The organism is Kitasatospora sp. NPDC001175 (assembly GCF_053598215.1).
Genome location: NZ_JBSFJU010000002.1, coordinates 31,517 through 48,600, shown reverse-complemented (window position 1 = coordinate 48,600; position 17,084 = coordinate 31,517). Strand labels below are relative to the sequence as shown.

Genomic DNA, 17,084 nt, shown 5'->3' with positions numbered 1-17,084 from the left:
AAATTCACCGCTCCCTGCGCGCCGGCCGGGGAGCAGGGCGCGCTGTGGTTCGTCGTCGTGGCAGCACCCGGGCCAGGAGTGCCCTGGACCGGGAGTTCTTGCTCCGGGCGGCCAGAGCCGCCTTCGCCCCCGGGGTGTTGCGTGCGAAGCAGAGCAGCACCCCGATGGCGCACATGGCCGACAGCATGGCGGAGCCGCCGTAGGAGAACAGCGGGAGCGGGACGCCCGCGATGGGCAGGAGTCCCAGCGCCGACCCCAGGTTGATCATGGCCTGCGCCATGATCCACGTGGTGGCGGCACCCGCCGCGTACCTGACGAAGGGGTCCTTCGTACCGAGGGCCACACGGATACCCGCATACCCTAGTGCCGCGAAGAGGCCCAGTACTGACAGCGTCCCCACCAGGCCCAGCTCCTCACCGGTCGCGGCGAAGATGAAGTCGGTGTGCGCCTCGGGTAGTTGACCCCATTTTTCCACGCCCGCGCCCAGTCCGGATCCGAACGGGCCGCCGGCCGCGAAGGCGTACAGTCCGTGCAGCGCCTGGTAGCAGTCGACGTTTGAGTCCGGCGGCGGGCTGGTGACGCCGACGCAGGCCAGCCGGTCGAGCCGGTGCGGCACCGTGATCACCAGCGCGGTGCAGGCGACCACGGCGATGCCCAGGGTCGCGCCGAACAGCCGCAGCGGGGCCCCGACCATCCAGAGCAGGCCGAAGAGCATCGCGATAAGGATCATCGTGGTACCCATGTCGCCGCCGAGCATGATCAGCAGCATCAGCAGCACGGTACCGGGAACCAGCGGCACCAGCAGGTGCTTCCACTGGTCCAGCAGCTTGCCCTTCTGCTTGCGGGCGAGCAGGTCGGCGCCCCAGAGCACCAGCGCCAGCTTGGCGAACTCGGAGGGCTGGATCTGGAAGAAGCCCAGGTTGATCCAGTTCCGGTTGCCGTTGACCTCCATGCCGATGCCCGGGATGGCGACCAGCACCAGCGCCCCGATCACGCAGATCAGCAGCGGGTAGACCAACCTGCGCTGGAGCTTCGCCGGCATCCGGGCCAGCAGCACCGCCAGCACCACCCCGAGCAGGGCGGCGATCAGCTGCTTGCGGAAGAAGAAGGTGATCGGCAGGTGCCGCTGCATCACCAGGATCTGCGAGGAGGAGAACACCATCACCAGGCCGAGCACCATCAGCAGCAGCGTCGAGCCGAGGATCAGGTAGTACGGCGTCAGCGGCCGCCCCATGGTGTAGCGGAAGCGGTCCCTGAAGGCCCGCAGCCGGGCGATCGGGCCCGCAGACTTGAAGGTGGTGGTGGTCGCCGAGATCAGCCGCAGGCGGGAGCCCGTGCGCACGGGTGGAGCGGCTGTACCGGCCCTGCCCTCACCCGCCACGGCGGTTCCCCCTCACACCACCCGTGGGCGACGAGCCGCGGGTACCGTCAACGGCACCCGCGGCTCGCGCGCCCTACTTCCGCAGATCCTGTACGGCCGCGGCGAACAGATCGCCGCGCTCGCCGTAGTTGGTGAACATGTCCATCGAGGCGCAGGCCGGAGCCAGCAGGACGGTGTCACCTGATCGGGCGAGTTTGGCGGCCTCGCGGACCACCTCGGTCATCGCCACCGCGCCAGTCTGGCCCGTGGCCGCCTCGATCACCGGGACATCCGGCGCGTGTCGCGCCAGCGCCTCGCGGATCAGCCCCCGGTCGGCGCCCATCAGGACCACCGCGCGCAGCCGCGGTACCGCGCCCTGAACCAGCTCCTCGAAGGTCGCCCCCTTGGCCAGGCCGCCGGCGATCCAGACGATCGGCTCGTAGGCGGCCAGCGAGGCGGCTGCCGCGTGGGTGTTGGTGGCCTTGGAGTCGTCGATGTACGTGACCCCGTCCACCACCGCCACCTCGGCGATCCGGTGGGCGTCCGGACGGAAGGCCCGCAGGCCGTCCCGGACGGCCTTGGTGTCCACCCCGTAGGCCCGGGCCAGGGCCGCGGCCGCGAGGGCGTTGGCGACGTTGTGCGGGGCGGGCGGGTTGACGTCCCCGACCGAACCGATCTCGGCGGCGTTCTTCTGCCGGTCGGGCACGAAGGCCCGGTCCACCAGCAGGTCGTCCACCACGCCGAACTGCGACAGGCCCGGCGAGCCCAGCCCGAAGCCGATCGCCCGGCAGCCCTCCTCGACGTCGGCCTCGCGGACCAGCGCCTCGGTGGCGGGGTCCGCCAGGTTGTAGACGCAGGCGACCTGGTTGCCCCGGTAGATCCGGCCCTTGTCGGCGGCGTACGCCTCCATCGAGCCGTGCCAGTCCAGGTGGTCGGGTGCCAGGTTGAGCACGACGGCCGAGTGCGGGCGCAGCGAGGGCGCCCAGTGCAGCTGGTAGCTGGAGAGCTCCACCGCGAGGACGTCGTACGGCTCCTCGGCGAGCACCGCGTCCAGCACCGAGACGCCGACGTTGCCGACGGCGGCGGTGCGCTTCCCGGCCGCGGTCAGGATGGACGCCAGCATCTGGACGGTGGTGGTCTTGCCGTTGGTGCCGGTGACGGCCAGCCAGGGGGCGGGCTCTCCGGTGGACGGCAGCGGCCGGCGCAGGTGCCAGGCCAGCTCGACGTCGCCCCAGATCTCGACGCCCGCTTCGGCGGCGGCCAGGAACAGCGGGCTGTTGGGCGGCCAGCCGGGCGAGGTGACGATCAGCCGGGTCCCCTCGGGCAGGCTGCCGCCGTCGCCGAGCCGGACCCTGACGCCCAGCCGCTCCAGCTCGGCGGCGCGGGCGCGCAGGCCCTCGCCGTCGCCGCCGTCGACCACCGTGACCTCGGCGCCCAGGTCGCGCAGCACCCGGGCCGCGCTGATCCCGGAGACGCCCAGGCCGGCGACGGTGACCGGCAGGCCGTCCCAGACGTATTCGGTCATCCGGTCACCCATCCCGCGTAGAAGAGGCCGAGGCCGACCGCCACGCAGAGGCCCTGGATGATCCAGAACCGGACCACGATCAGCACCTCGCTCCAGCCCTTGAGCTCGAAGTGGTGCTGCAGCGGGGCCATCTTGAAGACACGCTTGCCGGTGAGCCGGAACGAGCCGACCTGGATGATCACCGACAGGGTGATGATCACGAAGAGGCCGCCGAGCAGCGCCAGCAGCATCTCGGTGCGGGAGCAGATCGCCAGACCGGCCAGCGCGCCACCCAGGGCCAGCGAGCCGGTGTCACCCATGAAGATCTTGGCGGGCGAGGTGTTCCACCACAGGAAGCCGAAGCAGGAACCCATCAGGGCGGCGGCCACCACGGCGAGGTCCAGTGGATCGCGGACGTCGTAGCAGTTGGCGGTGGCGGTGATCATCGAGGCGCAGCGCTGGCCGTACTGCCAGACGCCGATGAAGGTGTAGGCACCGAAGACCATCACCGAGGCACCGGTGGCCAGACCGTCCAAGCCGTCGGTGAGGTTCACGCCGTTGGACATCGCAGCGATCATGAAGTAGGCCCAGATGACGAACAGCACCGGGCCGACCGACCAGCTGAAGTCCCGGACGAAGGACAGGTGGGTCGAGGCCGGGGTGAGCCCCCGGTCGTCCTTGAACTGCAGCGCCAGGATCGCGAAGGCGAGACCCACGAAGGACTGGCCGAGCAGCTTCGCCTTGGCCCGCAGGCCCAGCGAACGGCGCTTGACCACCTTGATGTAGTCGTCCAGGAAGCCCACCACGCCGAGTCCCGCGGTCAGGAACAGCACCAGCAGACCGGAGTAGCTGGGCTTCTCGCCCGTTATCGCCTTGGTGGCGAAGTAGGCGATCAGCGTCGCCAGGATGAAGGCGATGCCGCCCATGGTGGGCGTGCCCTTCTTGCTGTGGTGCGCCTTGGGGCCGTCGTCGCGGATGTACTGCCCGTAGCCGTTCTTGGCCAGCAGTTTGATCAGCGCGGGGGTGCCGAGCAGGGACAGCACCAGGCCGATCATGCCCGCGAACAGGATCTGCTTCATCATCGGGCGTCACCGTCCGCGAGCAGCGCCTCGGCGACCCTCTCCAACCCCACCGAACGCGATGCCTTCACCAGCACCACGTCCCCTGGTTGCAGCCCCGCCCGCAGCAGCTCGATCGCCGCGTCCGCGTCGGACACCAGCACCGACTCCTCACCCCACGAACCTTCGTTCCTCGCGCCGAGTTCCATACACGCCGCGTCGCGTCCGCCGACCGCCACCAGCTTGGTGACGTCCAGCCGGACCGCGAGCCGCCCGATGGCGTCGTGCTCGTCGAGGCTGTCCTCGCCGAGCTCCCGCATCTCGCCGAGCACCGCCCAGGTACGGCGGCGCTCCGGGCCTCGGCCACCGATCGACACCAGAGCCCGCAGCGCGGCCCTCATGGACTCGGGGTTCGCGTTGTAGGCGTCGTTGACGACGGTGACTCCGTCGGCCCGGTCGACGACCTCCATGCGCCAGCGGGACAGCGCACCCGCCTCGCCCAGGGCGGCGGCGGTGTCGTCGACGGACATTCCGAGCGCCACCGCCACCGCAGCGGCGGCGAGGGCGTTCGAGACGTGGTGCTCACCGTACAGGCGCAGCTGAACACTTGCGGAACCGGCCGGGGTGATCAGCGTGAACGATGGACGCCCGGTGGAGTCCAGACGAACGTCCGCCGCCCGGACATCGGCCTCCGGGTGCTCACCGAAGAACAGCACCCGGGCCTCGGTGCGCTCGGCCATCGGCCGCACCATGGGGTCGTCGGCGTTGAGCACCGCGACGCCTTCGGGGGCGAGTGCCTCCACCAGTTCACCCTTGGCCTCGGCGATCGCGGCCTTGGATCCGAACTCGCCCAGGTGCGCGGTGCCGATGTTGAGCACCACGCCGATCCGCGGCGGCACGATCCCGGTCAGGTAGTCGATGTGGCCCTTGCCGCGGGCGCCCATCTCCAGCACCAGGTGCCGGGTGGAGTCCTCGACCCGCAGCGCGGTCAGCGGCATGCCGATCTCGTTGTTGAACGATCCCGGGGGGAACACCGTCTCGCCCCGGCGCCGGAGCACCTGGGCGATCAGGTCCTTGGTGCTGGTCTTGCCGGCCGAGCCGGTGATCGCCACCACCTCGGTGCCCTCGGCCCGGTCCATCACCGCGCGGGCCAGTCGGCCGAGGGCCGCCACCACGTCGTCCACCAGCACGGCCGGGACGCCGACCTGACGGGTCGACAGCACCGCGACGGCTCCGGCGGCCACCGCCTGCTCGGCGTAGTCGTGGCCGTCCACGTGCTCGCCGAGGATGGCCGCGAACAGTCCGCCGGGGCGCAGCTGCCGGGAGTCCACCTCGACCGGGCCGGTCACCAGGGCCTGCGGATCGGCGGCGTCCAGGGTGCCGCCGACGGCGGTGGCGATCTCTGCCAGGGTCAGTGCGATCACTGCTGCTCCACTCCGTTACTCGCCCGCTCGCCTCCGGGCGCTCCTGCCCCGGTGTCGGCGCTCTTCGCTTCGGCGCTCGTTCCCCGCTCGCCGCTCGCCGCTCCGGCAGGGCCGATCAGCGGCTCCGCCGCGGTCGCCGCGCCCTTGGGCTCGGGGCGGGTGGCGTGCACGATGGCCTCGCGCAGCACCTCGCGGTCGTCGAAGGGACGGATCTCGTCCCGCACGTACTGGCCCAGCTCATGGCCCTTGCCGGCCACCAGGACGGTGTCCCCGGCGTGGGCGCGGGCGACGGCGTCCGCGATGGCCTCGGCCCGGTCCGGGACGACCAGCACCTCGCCGCGCTCGGCCTCGGGCACGCCCGCAGCGCCGGTCAGCATGGTGGCGAGGATCGCCAGCGGGTCCTCGGAGCGCGGGTTGTCGCTGGTCAGGACGGCGGTGTCGGCGAGCCGGGCGGCGATGGCGCCCATCGGGCCGCGCTTGTGCGGGTCGCGGTCACCACCGCAGCCGACCACCACGTGCAGCCGGCCCTTGGTGATCTCGCGCAGCGACTTCAGGACGGCCTCCAGGGCGTCCGGCTTGTGCGCGTAGTCGACCACGGCGACGTACGGCTGGCCGGCGTCCACCCGCTCCAGACGGCCGGGCACGCCCGCGATCGAGGCCACCCCGGCGACAGCCGCCTCCAGCGGCACCCCGGCGGTGACCAGGGCGGTGATCGCCCCGAGCGCGTTGGCGACGTTGAACGGCCCCGGCAGCGGCACCGAGGCGTCGGCGGCGGCGCCGTCCGGGCCCAGCACCCGGAAGGTCGAGCCGGCCGGGCCGAGCTGGACGTCCACGGCGCGCCAGTCGGCGTCCTGGTCGCCCGCGGCGGAGAAGGTGGTCATCGGGATCGGCGCCTCGCCGGCCAGCCGGCGGCCGTAGGCGTCGTCCAGGTTGGCCACGCCGCGGCGGGCCTTGTCCGGCTGGAAGAGCCGGGCCTTGGCCCGGTAGTAGTCCTCCATGTCCGGGTGGAAGTCCAGGTGCTCGGGCGTGAGGTTGTTGAACAGGGCGACGTCGTAGACGACCCCGTCCACCCGGCCGTAGACCAGCGCGTGGCTGGAGACCTCCATGACCACCGCGTCGGCGCCGCGCTCGCGCATCACGGCGAGGATGGCGTGCAGGTCGGTGGCCTCGGGGGTGGTCCGCTCGCTCTTGATCCGCTCGGTGCCGACCCGCATCTCCACGGTGCCGATCACGCCGGGCACCAGGTCGGCGCCGCGCAGGCCGCCCTCCACCAGGTACGAGGTGGTGGTCTTGCCGTTGGTTCCGGTGAGGCCGATGGTCAGCAGCTGCTCGCTGGGCCGCCCGTAGATCGCGGCGGCCAGTAGGCCCATCACGGCGCGCGGACTGTCCACCACCAGCAGCGGGACGCCGGTTGCGGCGGCCAGCTCGGCGCCGGTGCGGTCGGTCAGCACGGCGACGGCTCCGGCGGCCACCGCCTGGGCGGCGAAGGCCGCGCCGTGGTGGTTGGCACCCGGGAAGGCCACGTACACGTCCCCCGGGCGCACCGCGCGGGAGTCGTGGGTGATGCCGGTGACCAGCGCGCCCTCGACGGGCTCCAGGCCCAGCAGACGGGCGACCTCGGCGAGCTCAGTCGCCGCCGGGCTGGTCGGGCGGGGCGGGGTCACGTTGGTTTGATCGGGTTTCGGCACGGCGGGAAGGCTATCTGCCGATGGGCCCCCAGGGCCAAACCGGGCCGTTCCGTTACATTCGCTCGACCCGCCCCGGGGCGCTTCGAACCGGTCCCGACGCCCGTCGCCTCCGCGCTCCGCGCTCTCGGTGCCGGCGCGCCCTTCGGCTCGCCGGGCACCCACGGCACCCGGCAGGGGCTGCGACGTCGGGTCGGGAAGGGGGTCTGGACGGTGGTTCATCAGGGCTTCCAGTCGACGGGCAGGTTGGGCGGCTCGCTCCCGCTGGGCGCGACGTGCAGGGTCTTCAGAGTGAACTCCATCACCTGCTTGAACACCGGACCGCAGAGCTGGCCGCCGAAGTGGCCGTTGACCGGGTCCTGGATGACGCAGGAGACCGTCACCCTGGGCGCCTCCGCGGGGGCGAAGCCGATGAAGGAGGCGGTGTAGCCGGAGTACTTGCCGGTCTTGGGGTCGACCCGGTTGGCGGTGCCGGTCTTCCCGGCCACCCGGTAGCCCGGGATCTGCGCCGCGCCGCCGGTCCCCTGCTCATCGGAGACGACCGACTCCAGCATCTCGGTGAGGGTCTTGGCGGTCTCCGGCTTGACCACCTGGGTCTGCTCCCCGGCCGGTGCCGGCGTGTACCGGCCGTCGGGTCCGGTGGTTCCGGCGAGCAGGCTGGGGGTCACCCGTACTCCGCCGTTGGCGATGGTGGAGAACACCGAGGTGGCCTGCAGTGCGCTGACCGACAGGCCCTGGCCGAACGGGACGGTGTACTGCTGCGACCCGCTCCAGGTCTCCGGCTTGGCCAGGATGCCCCTGGTCTCGCCGGGGAAGCCGAGCCCGGTGGGCTGGCCGATGCCGAAGCGGTGCAGGTAGTCACCGAGGATCCGGTTGGACTCCTGCTGGGTCTTGCCCAGGTGCTCGGCGGCCTCGATGGTCCCGATGTTGGACGACTTGGCCAGCACCCCGGCCAGCGTCAGGTACCAGGTGGGGTGGTCGATGTCGTCGTGGAAGACCCGGTCGGAGCGCTGCAGCGTGTTGGGCACGGTGACGTGGGTGTCCCACTTCGCCGAGCCGGTGTCCAGCACGGCGGCCATGGTCATCAGCTTGGCGGTGGAGCCCGGCTCGTACGCGTCCTGGACGGCCGCGTTGCCGAGCTGGTCCGCCTTGGCCGCGCGCAGGTTGTTGGGGTCGAAGCCGGGTGAGGTGGCCATGGCCAGGATCTGGCCGGTCTTCACGTCCTGGACGACGACATAGCCCTTCTCCGCACCGGCGTTGGCCACCTGGTCAGTGATCGCCCGCTGCGCCGCCCACTGGATGTCCCGGTTGACGGTCAGCCGCAGGTCCAGCCCGGGCACCGGCAACTGCTGGCTGCCGCCCGCGGAGGTGGGCACCACCCGGCCGGCCCCGGAGGCGTAGGTGACCCGGCCGTCCCTGCCCGCCAGCTCCTTCTGGTACTGGAGCTCCAGGCCGCCGGTGCCGACCCCGTCGGAGTTGACGAAGCCGACCAGGTTGGCGGCCACGCCGCCGGCCGGGTAGACCCGCTGCTTGCTGTCGGTGAAGCCGAGGCCCACCAGCGGGTTGACGCAGGCGCTGTCCAGGTACTGGCGTCCGCCCTGCTCGGCGGGCTTGCCGAGGAGCGCCCGCTGGGCCCGGCACTCCTTGGTGTCGGTCTGCTTGGTGAGCGAGGCCCGCAGATCGGTGATCTGCTTCTTGACTTCGGGGCTCTGCCGGGGGGCGAGCATCACCCACTTGGTCTTCGGGGTGTGCAGGGCCGCGGCCAGCTGGTCCTTGCTGCGGCCGAGGATGGGGGCCAGCAGCGCGGCGGCCTGCTCGGGGGCGTCCGGGATCCTGGTCTTGTCGGGGGGGTAGAAGGTCGGGTCGGCGACGACGTCGTAGGCGTCCACGGTCGTGGCCAGGGCGACGCCGTCCGAGGACGTTATCGATCCGCGCTCGGCGGAGAGCTTGGCGTAGTAGTACTGGTTGGCGCCCGCCGCGACGGCCAGCGTGTCCGAGTCGAGCAACTGGAGCTGGACCAGCCGGCCCGCGAAGATCGAGAAGACCAGGGTCAGCGCGACGGTGATCAGCCGCAGCCGGCGGCGCGAGTCCCCGAGCCTGACCGTACGCGGCTGCGGCCGGCCGGCCGGCCGGCGCGACTGCCCAGCCGATGGACGGCGTTGCTCAGAAGTGCGCTGGCGTGGTGCGCGCGGGCGCTCACCCGGATTGCGCGACGGTGTACGGGCCGCACCGCGCGCCGGGTTGCGGCGCGGATCGCTGGCGGGCGGGCGGGCGCCGGCGGGACGCTGCGGCTTGCGGTCACCGGAGCCGCGCGAGGGCTGACGGGGCGTACTCATCGCGGCGAACCTCCGGCGGGGGATGACGGGGTGGCGGGCGGTGCCGGGTCGATCTGCACCGTGCCGTCCCCGACGGGACTCGGCGAGGGCGAGGGCGAGGGCGACGCGGAGGCGGACGCGGAGGCGGACGGCTGGGCGGTCCGGTTCTGCTGCTGCCACAGCTCGGTGCCGGAACGCTTCACCGGCGGGCTGTCCTGCGCCTGGCCCGACTTGCCGAGAACCTTCCCGTCGTCCTGCAGGAAGGCGGGATCGCCGCCGGGCACCATGCCCAGCTCACGGGCCCGCCGCTCCAGCGCATCCGGTGCCGAGGCCTGGTCGATCTGCTGCTGCAGGGTCTGCTGCTGGTCGGTCTGCTCGGTGGTCTGCTTCTGCAGCCGGGAGAGCTCGAAGGAGCCCTCGTTCAGCGCCGTGTTCAGCATCAGCAGCCCGAGCAGCCCGCCCGAGAGCAGCACCACCAGCAGCACCGCGAACGGTGTCCGCCCCCGCACCGGCCGCCGCCCGGGGCGGACGGTGATCCGCGCTTTCCCACCCTGACCGGGCAGCATCCTGCCTCCCCGGACCCGTCCCTGCCCGCCCACGGGCAGGCGGGGCCCACCACCGGCCACCGGCACCGCACTACTCCCTCGCCGCTCTCCCCCCGGCCGGAATCAGGCCCGAGTCTCCCTGATCCTCTCCGCCACGCGCAGCCGTACGGGCGCGGCGCGCCGGTTCTCCTCGATCTCCTCCTCCGTGGCCAGCTCGGCACCCCGGGTGAGCAGCTTCAGCCAGGGCTGGTGCTCCTCCGGGACGAACGGCAGGCCAGGCGGGGCGGTGCTGGTAGCACCTGCCGCGAAGTACTGCTTGACCAGGCGGTCCTCCAGCGACTGGTACGACATCACCGCGATCCGGCCGCCCAGTGCGAGCACGCCCAGCGCACCGGGGATGGCCCGGTCCAGGACCTCCAGCTCGCCGTTGACCTCGATCCGCAGCGCCTGGAAGGTCCGCTTGGCCGGGTTGCCCCCGGTCCGCCGGGTGGCGGCCGGAATGGCGTTGCGCACCAACTCCACCAGACGCGCGCTGGTGGAGAACGGTTCCTTCTCCCGCTCCCGCACGATCACCGAGGCGATCTTCCCGGCGAACCGCTCCTCGCCGTAGACCTTGAGGATGCGGGCCAGCTCGCCGTGGCTGTAGGTGTTCAGCACCTCGGCGGCGCTCAGGCCGCGGGACTGGTCCATCCGCATGTCCAGCGGCGCGTCCTGCGCGTAGGCGAAGCCACGGTCGGCCTCGTCCAGCTGCATCGAGGAGACGCCGAGGTCGAACAGGATGCCCTGCACCTCGGAGATCCCGAGTTCCGCCAGCACCCGCGGGATCTCGTCGTACACCGCGTGCACCAGGGTGGCCCGGTCGCCGAAGCGGGCCAGCCGTTCGGCGGAGAGCTTCAGGGCGACCGGATCGCGGTCCACGGCCACCAGCCGGACCTCGGGGAACTGTGTGAGCAGCGCCTCGCTGTGCCCGCCGAGGCCGAGGGTCGCATCCACCACCACGGCACCTGGGGTGGAGATCGCGGGTGCCAGCGCGTCCATACAGCGCTGGAGCATCACCGGGACGTGCTTGGGTGCCGAGTTCTCGCTGCTCATCCCACCATTCTGGACCACCGGGCGAGAACGACACGCACGCCGCCCCTGGTCCCCGCCCGCTCGCCTGGGGAAGGAGTGCCGCCCGGCACCGGGGAAGGTGCGCCAGGAGGCACGGAGCGGGTGGAGGCCACAGGCGGCGTACGGAGCGCACCGACCGGCCGGAAAGGCACGGTTGACGGAGCGTGACACCGGTGCTTCACTTCGCCGCAACTCTATCGCGCCGAGGTGGTCAGTCAATCGTCCTCGACGGCGCACCACCCGGCCGGAGGTATCGGTTCTCCGCAGGTCGGCGGGGGTGCGACCGGCTTCGCGCGCGGTGGACCGGCACCCCCGGCGAGATGCACGCCGCGCCCGGCGCGCGCCGGACAGAACGGGACAGAACCGGCTGAGTCACCCGAATGGTCGAGCGCATTCCGCTATGCCCTCTATCACACCGCCCAAGAAGCGGCAGTCCTCTTCCACCATCGGGTGGGAAATCCTATTACCGTCGTCGGCATGACAGTGACCCCTGACCGGCCCAAGCCGTCCGCCGCTGCCGAGCCCGCCCCCACCGTCACCGACCGCTTCGTCGAGGCCAACCGCGCCTACGCGGTCACCTACCGCGACGGCGGTATGGACGCCCGGCCCGTGCAGAAGGTCACCGTGGTGGCCTGCATGGACGCCCGGCTCGACCTGTTCGCCGCGCTCGGCCTGGAACTCGGCGACGCGCACGTGATCCGCAACGCCGGCGGCGTCGTCACCGACGACACCATCCGCTCGCTGACCATCAGCCAGCGTGCGCTCGGCACCCGCTCGATCGTGCTGATCCACCACACCGGCTGTGGCCTGCTCGCCCTCACCGAGGACTTCCGCCGCGAGCTGGAGCTGGAGGTCGGCCAGCGCCCGCAGTGGGCCGTCGAGGCCTTCGTCGACCTGGACGGCGACGTCCGCCAGTCGATGCAGCGGGTGCGCACCTCCCCGTTCCTGCTGCACACCGACGACGTCCGGGGCTTCGTCTTCGACGTCCACACCGGCCTGCTGCGCGAAGTCCACTAGCCCGGCCGCTCCCGCCGGCCCGGGCCGGCGGGAGCGCGCTCGCCCCGGGGACGAACCGGGACAGTGCTCGCGTCTCGCCCTCCCGAGTGACTTTCAGCCGTCCGGCAGGGAAGAATGCGCCTGCAGGCTGCCCCGCACCACCTGGGGCTGCCTGACCGCGCCACCGGCCCGCACCGGTTCTTGGGCTGGTCCTCCAGGTCCCAAGGTCCTTTCCGGAACCGCACCGGAACCGAAGTGGCGGCAGGCCGCGTGATCGGGGTGGGGCCGGACCCGGAACGAGGTCCGGCGACTGGGCCATGGGAGCTTACGGGTGACGACCTATAACGGACAGACCTCCACCGTCCGCGCGGAGGCCCCGCGTCCGGCCGGACTGCACGAGCTGGGTGCGGTGGCGGATCGGGTCCGCGCCTCGGTGGAGAGCGTCATCGACGGCAAGCCGGAGGCGGTCCGGATCGCGCTGACCGTGCTGCTGGCCGAGGGGCACCTGCTGCTGGAGGACGTCCCCGGCGTCGGCAAGACCATGCTCGCCAAGACGCTCGCCCGCTCGCTCGACTGCTCGGTCCGCCGGATCCAGTTCACACCCGACCTGCTGCCCTCCGATGTGACCGGCACCAGCATCTTCGACCAGCAGCGAATGGACTTCGAGTTCCGCCCGGGCGCCATCTTCGCCCAGATCGTGGTCGGCGACGAGATCAACCGGGCCTCTCCCAAGACCCAGTCCGCGCTGCTGGAGTCGATGGAGGAGCGCCAGGTCACCATCGACGGCACCAGCTACGAGCTGCCCTCCCCGTTCATGGTGATCGCCACCCAGAACCCGGTCGAGATGGAGGGCACCTACACCCTGCCCGAGGCCCAGCGCGACCGCTTCATGGCCCGGATCTCGATCGGCTACCCCAGCCCCGAGGCCGAGTTCGCCATGCTCGACCACCACGCCGGCGCCAACCCGCTGGACGACCTGCGGCCGGTCGCGCACGCCGACGACATCCTCAAGCTGATCGACCTGGTCCGCACGGTGCACCTGGCCGACCCGGTCCGCCGCTACGCCGTCGACCTGGTCGCCGCCACCCGCAACCACCCGGAACTGCGCCTCGGGGCCTCCCCCCGGGCCACCCTGCACCTGGTCCGCGCCGCCCGGGCGGCCGCCGCGCTGGACGGCCGCGAGTACGTGCTGCCGGACGACATCCAGGCACTCGCCGTCCCCGTCCTGGCCCACCGTCTGCTGCCCACCGCCGAGGCCCAGCTGGGCCGTCGCAGCGCCGAGCAGATCGTCCTCGACCTGGTGGCCCGGCTGCCGATCCCGCGTCCGCAGGGGCGCGGCTGAGGTGTCGAAGGCCGACAAGCCGTCAGGCCTGCGCACCGGCCTGCAGGGTCTGACCACCAGGGGCCGCTCCTTCCTGGCCGCCGGGATCACCTCCGTCGTGTGCGCGTACGTCTTCGGACAGGAGACCCTGCTCCAGGTGGGCGTCCTGCTGGCCGCGCTGCCGCTGTGCGCCGCCGCCCTGCTGCTCCGCACCCGCTACCGGGTCGCCGGCGGTCGGCGGCTCTCCCCGCACCGCGCCACGGCAGGCCAGGAGGCCCGGGTGCACCTGCGGCTGGACAACGTCTCCCGGGTCCCCACCGGACTGCTGCTGCTGGAGGACCAGGTCCCGTACGTGCTCGGGCCGCGCCCCCGCTTCGTGCTGGACCGGGTCGAGCCGCACGGCTTCCGGGAGGTCTCCTACCGTGTCCGCTCGGACCTGCGCGGACGCTACCCGCTCGGACCGCTCCAGCTGCGGGTCGCCGACCCGTTCGGGATGTGCGAGCTGATCAGGTCCTTCGTCGCCTCGGACATCCTCACGGTGGTGCCTCAGGTACAGCCGCTGCCCCCCGTACGGCTGGCCGGCGAGTCGGCCGGCCGGGGTGAGAGCAACACCCACACCCTCGCGCTGGCCGGTGACGACGACGTCATCCCGCGCGAGTACCGGCACGGCGACGACCTGCGCCGGGTGCACTGGAAGTCCACCGCCCGGTACGGCGAGCTGATGGTCCGCCGGGAGGAGCAGCCGCTCAGGGCCCGCGCCACCGTGCTGCTGGACACCCGGGAGTTCGCGCACCGGGGCAGCGGCCCCGCCTCCTCCTTCGAGTGGGCCGTCGGCTGCGCCGCCTCGGTCGGCGTCCACCTGCTGGAGCTCGGCTACCGGACCCGGTTGCTCACCGATACCGGCAGCTCCGTCGCCGGCGCCGAGAGCTCCGCGGCCACGGTCGGCGAGTCGGCCGGGCTGCTGCTGGACGCGCTGGCCGTGGTCGAGCACTCCGACGGCGGCGGTTTCAGCCGCGCCGAGGACGTGCTGCGGTTCGGCGGCGAGGGCCTGCTGGTGGCCGTCCTCGGCGACCTGGACGAGGACCAACTCACCCGGCTCTGCAAGCTCCGCCGCCGGACGGGTTCCGCGATCGCCTTCGTGCTGGCCGTCGAGACCTGGTCCGGGCTGCGGGCGATCCTGCCCAACGCCCCCGACGACCGGACCGCCCGGCGGATCCGGCTGCTCCGCGAAGCCGGCTGGACCGTCCTGCCCGCCGTGTCCGGCGACTCGGTGCCCGACCTCTGGCGCCTCGCCGACCGCTTTGCCCAGGGCTCCCCGGCACGGGGCCCCTACCGAGACGAGGTCGGTTCGTGACCACCCGGGCCAAGTTGACGCTCCACTCGGCGCTGGCCGTCTCGCTGACGACACTCTGCCTGACCCCGTTGGTCAACCAGAGCGCCTGGTACCTCGCCGCGCTCGTGCAGATCGCCGCGGTCGCCGCGGTCGGCGCCGGTCTGCGCCGCCTCGCCCTCTCCCGGGCGCTGGTGGTGCCGCTCCAGTTGCTGGCCGTGCTGTACCTGCTGATGTTCGTCACCGTCGCGTCCTCGTTCACGGCCGGTGTGCTACCGGGTCCCAAGGCGATCGATGCGGTCGGCACATTGGTGGCCGACGGGGTCTCGACGATCCGGGAGTACACGATCCCGGCGCCCTCCTCGCCCGGGCTCCGGCTGATCCTGGTCGGCTCGGTCACGCTGATCGCCGTCCTGGTGGACGCGCTCGCGGTGACCTTCCGGCGGGCCGCCGCCGCCGGCCTGCCGCTGCTCGCGCTCTACTCGGTCGGGACCGGTCTGAACCCCACCGGGCACTCCTGGTTCTGGTTCCTGCCGGCGGCCGCCGGCTACCTGCTGCTGCTGCTCTCCGAGGGCCAGGACCGGCTGTCCCGCTGGGGCCGGGTCTTCCGCGGCAGCGGGCGGGGCGACGGCCGTCCGCTGTCCCACAACGGCCACCGGGTCGGGCTGCTCGCCCTGGTGTGCGCGCTGGTCCTCCCGGTGTTCGTCCCGCAGGGCAGCCTCGGCCTGATCGGCAAGAACCCGGGGGCGGGCAACGGCCCCGGCGGCGCCGGACGGATCACCTCGCTCAACCCGGTGGTCACCCTGACCGCCAGCCTCAACCGGCCGGACAACGTCGAGATGTTCAGCTACACCTCGGACGCCAGCAACGCGAACCAGATGTACCTGCGGATCAACTCACTGGACGACTTCGACGGCGTCGAGTGGAAGTACTCCGAGCAGCCGCTGCAGCCCCTTCCCAGGCCGTTCCCCACACCCGAGGGCCTCGGGCCGGCCGTACCCACCACCCCCGTCTCCACCACCGTCACGATCTCCGACAGCCTCAGCACCGACACCCTGCCGATGCCCTACCCGGCCGACACGATCACGGTGCCGGGCCGCTGGCGGTACGAGCCCGGCACCCGCACGGTGGTCGCCGACACCGGCCAGCAGAGCAACGGTCTGAAGTACCAGGTCGACAGTCTGGACATCGAGCCGAGCCCGACACAGCTGCGGTCGGCGGGACCGGCGCCCGCCGACTTCGCGCAGAAGTACCTCCAACTGCCGCCGGGCCTTCCGGCCGTGGTCGCCGAGACCGCCTGGAAAGTCACCGCCGGGAAGACCAACGCCTACGACCGCGCGGTGGCCCTGCAGAACTGGTTCAACTCCCCTGAGTTCCACTACAACCTGCAGGTTCCCGCCGCCACCGGCAGTGACGCCATCGTACGGTTCCTGCGGGACAAGACCGGCTTCTGCGTCCACTTCGCGGCCACCATGGCCGCCATGGCCCGCACGCTCGGCATTCCCGCCCGGGTCGCCGTCGGGTTCGTCCCCGGCAGCGACCAGGGCAACGGCCACTACGTGGTGCACGCGCAGGACTACCACGCCTGGCCCGAGCTGTACTTCCACGGCGCCGGCTGGCTCCGGTTCGAGCCGACTCCCAGCCGGGGCGGCGCCCCGGGCTACTCCCAGGAGCAGACCGCACCCGCGTCCAGCGCCCCGTCCGACCGGCCCTCCGCCGAACCGACCGCCAGCGCCTCGGCCTCGCCCAGCACCAGCAGCGCCTGCAACGCGCTGCAGCGCCGCGCCGGGGACTGCGCGGACCGGAGCAAGACCGCGCCGCGCACCGCGGCGGCCACCTCGTGGTGGCTCGGCTGGCAGGCCCTGGCCTCCTTCGCGGCGGGTCTGCTGGTCCTCACCCTGCTGGCCACGCCGATGCTCTGGCGCCTGAGGCAGCGCCGCCGCCGCCTCGGCGCCGGCCGGCACCTGCCCGGCGGCCCGTCCGCCGAGCCGACCGAGCAGCAGGTGCTGGCCGCCTGGGAGGAGTTGATCGACACCGCCTGGGACCTGGGGATCCCGCCCGACGAGACGCGCACCCCGCGTCGCGCGGTCGAGCGGATCGCCGAGACCGGGCGGCTGGACGGGACCGCCGCGGCCGCCGCCGGCCGGGTCGCCCTGGCCACCGAGCAGGTGCTCTACGCTCGTCTTCCGCAGCCCCGGTCCGCGGTGGGGGCGGACGTACGGACCGCCGCGGCGGGCCTGCGGGCCGCCGCCGGGCGGCGCGACCGGGCCAGGGCCGTCCTGCTGCCGCCGTCCTCGGCGCGCCTGGGCTGGCGGTTCCAGGACCGGGCCGCCGCCGTCCGGGACGCCGTCGGACGAGTCTCCGACCGCCTGATGGCGCCGTTGCGCAGGCGGTAGTACCGGAACGGGTGAGGGCGGGCAGTCCACCGACTGCCCG

Annotated in this window: 12 protein-coding genes; 4 read left to right on the top strand and 8 right to left on the bottom strand. The window is 72.4% G+C overall.

Going from position 1 to position 17,084, the window contains the following annotated elements; translation table 11 throughout:
* Positions 1-4: 4 nt before the first annotated feature.
* The 8 genes from ftsW to rsmH form a co-directional block, all read right to left on the bottom strand.
* The gene (ftsW, locus tag ACWDAK_RS02155; protein WP_425557498.1) at positions 5-1,381 is read right to left on the bottom strand and encodes a putative lipid II flippase FtsW; all 1,377 of its coding nucleotides are present in this window, start codon (positions 1,379-1,381) and stop codon (positions 5-7) included.
* A gap of 73 nt (positions 1,382-1,454) precedes the next feature.
* Positions 1,455-2,885, bottom strand: a complete 1,431-nt coding sequence (murD, locus tag ACWDAK_RS02150; RefSeq protein WP_427393190.1) for a UDP-N-acetylmuramoyl-L-alanine--D-glutamate ligase — start codon at positions 2,883-2,885, stop codon at positions 1,455-1,457.
* Entirely contained in the window at positions 2,882-3,943 is a 1,062-nt protein-coding gene (gene mraY / locus ACWDAK_RS02145) for a phospho-N-acetylmuramoyl-pentapeptide-transferase (RefSeq protein WP_344634397.1), read from the bottom strand. The genes murD and mraY overlap by 4 nt, the downstream gene beginning before the upstream one ends.
* On the bottom strand, positions 3,943-5,346 hold the full coding sequence (locus ACWDAK_RS02140; protein ID WP_344634080.1) for a UDP-N-acetylmuramoyl-tripeptide--D-alanyl-D-alanine ligase: 1,404 nt from the start codon (positions 5,344-5,346) through the stop codon (positions 3,943-3,945). Before ACWDAK_RS02140 ends, mraY begins: the two co-directional genes overlap by 1 nt.
* The gene (locus ACWDAK_RS02135; RefSeq protein ID WP_344634081.1) at positions 5,343-7,034 is read right to left on the bottom strand and encodes a UDP-N-acetylmuramoyl-L-alanyl-D-glutamate--2,6-diaminopimelate ligase; all 1,692 of its coding nucleotides are present in this window, start codon (positions 7,032-7,034) and stop codon (positions 5,343-5,345) included. The genes ACWDAK_RS02140 and ACWDAK_RS02135 overlap by 4 nt, the downstream gene beginning before the upstream one ends.
* 218 nt (positions 7,035-7,252) lie before the next feature.
* Positions 7,253-9,367: a peptidoglycan D,D-transpeptidase FtsI family protein gene (locus ACWDAK_RS02130; RefSeq protein WP_427393191.1), complete on the bottom strand. Its 2,115-nt coding sequence runs from the start codon at positions 9,365-9,367 to the stop codon at positions 7,253-7,255.
* Positions 9,364-9,912: a septum formation initiator family protein gene (locus tag ACWDAK_RS02125; protein WP_427393192.1), complete on the bottom strand. Its 549-nt coding sequence runs from the start codon at positions 9,910-9,912 to the stop codon at positions 9,364-9,366. The genes ACWDAK_RS02130 and ACWDAK_RS02125 overlap by 4 nt, the downstream gene beginning before the upstream one ends.
* Before the next feature lie 102 nt (positions 9,913-10,014).
* A complete protein-coding gene (gene rsmH, locus ACWDAK_RS02120; RefSeq protein ID WP_344634084.1) occupies positions 10,015-10,983 on the bottom strand; it encodes a 16S rRNA (cytosine(1402)-N(4))-methyltransferase RsmH in 969 nt (322 codons plus the stop codon).
* Positions 10,984-11,478: 495 nt separating this feature from the next.
* On the opposite strand from rsmH, the gene ACWDAK_RS02115 reads away from it, so the two are divergent.
* The 4 genes from ACWDAK_RS02115 (at position 11,479) to ACWDAK_RS02100 (ending at position 17,044) form a co-directional block, all read left to right on the top strand.
* Positions 11,479-12,018 (top strand): beta-class carbonic anhydrase, encoded by a 540-nt coding sequence (locus tag ACWDAK_RS02115; RefSeq protein WP_344634085.1) that lies wholly within the window; start codon positions 11,479-11,481, stop codon positions 12,016-12,018.
* 370 nt (positions 12,019-12,388) lie between these two features.
* A complete protein-coding gene (locus tag ACWDAK_RS02110) occupies positions 12,389-13,339 on the top strand; it encodes an AAA family ATPase (RefSeq protein WP_344634398.1) in 951 nt (316 codons plus the stop codon).
* A 1-nt stretch (position 13,340) separates the two neighbouring features.
* Entirely contained in the window at positions 13,341-14,672 is a 1,332-nt protein-coding gene (locus tag ACWDAK_RS02105) for a DUF58 domain-containing protein (protein WP_427393193.1), read from the top strand.
* On the top strand, positions 14,669-17,044 hold the full coding sequence (locus ACWDAK_RS02100) for a transglutaminase family protein (protein WP_427393194.1): 2,376 nt from the start codon (positions 14,669-14,671) through the stop codon (positions 17,042-17,044). The genes ACWDAK_RS02105 and ACWDAK_RS02100 overlap by 4 nt, the downstream gene beginning before the upstream one ends.
* Positions 17,045-17,084 lie beyond the last annotated feature (40 nt).

Excerpts from the sequence above, each read along its gene's own strand:
- ACWDAK_RS02130 (WP_427393191.1), bottom strand. The coding sequence starts at position 9,367 with ATGAGTACGCCCCGTCAGCCCTCGCGCGGCTCCGGTGACCGCAAGCCG.
- ACWDAK_RS02125 (WP_427393192.1), bottom strand. The coding sequence starts at position 9,912 with ATGCTGCCCGGTCAGGGTGGGAAAGCGCGGATCACCGTCCGCCCCGGG.
- rsmH (WP_344634084.1), bottom strand. The coding sequence starts at position 10,983 with ATGAGCAGCGAGAACTCGGCACCCAAGCACGTCCCGGTGATGCTCCAG.
- ACWDAK_RS02115 (WP_344634085.1), top strand. The coding sequence starts at position 11,479 with ATGACAGTGACCCCTGACCGGCCCAAGCCGTCCGCCGCTGCCGAGCCC.
- murD (WP_427393190.1), bottom strand. The coding sequence starts at position 2,885 with ATGACCGAATACGTCTGGGACGGCCTGCCGGTCACCGTCGCCGGCCTG.
- mraY (WP_344634397.1), bottom strand. The coding sequence starts at position 3,943 with ATGAAGCAGATCCTGTTCGCGGGCATGATCGGCCTGGTGCTGTCCCTG.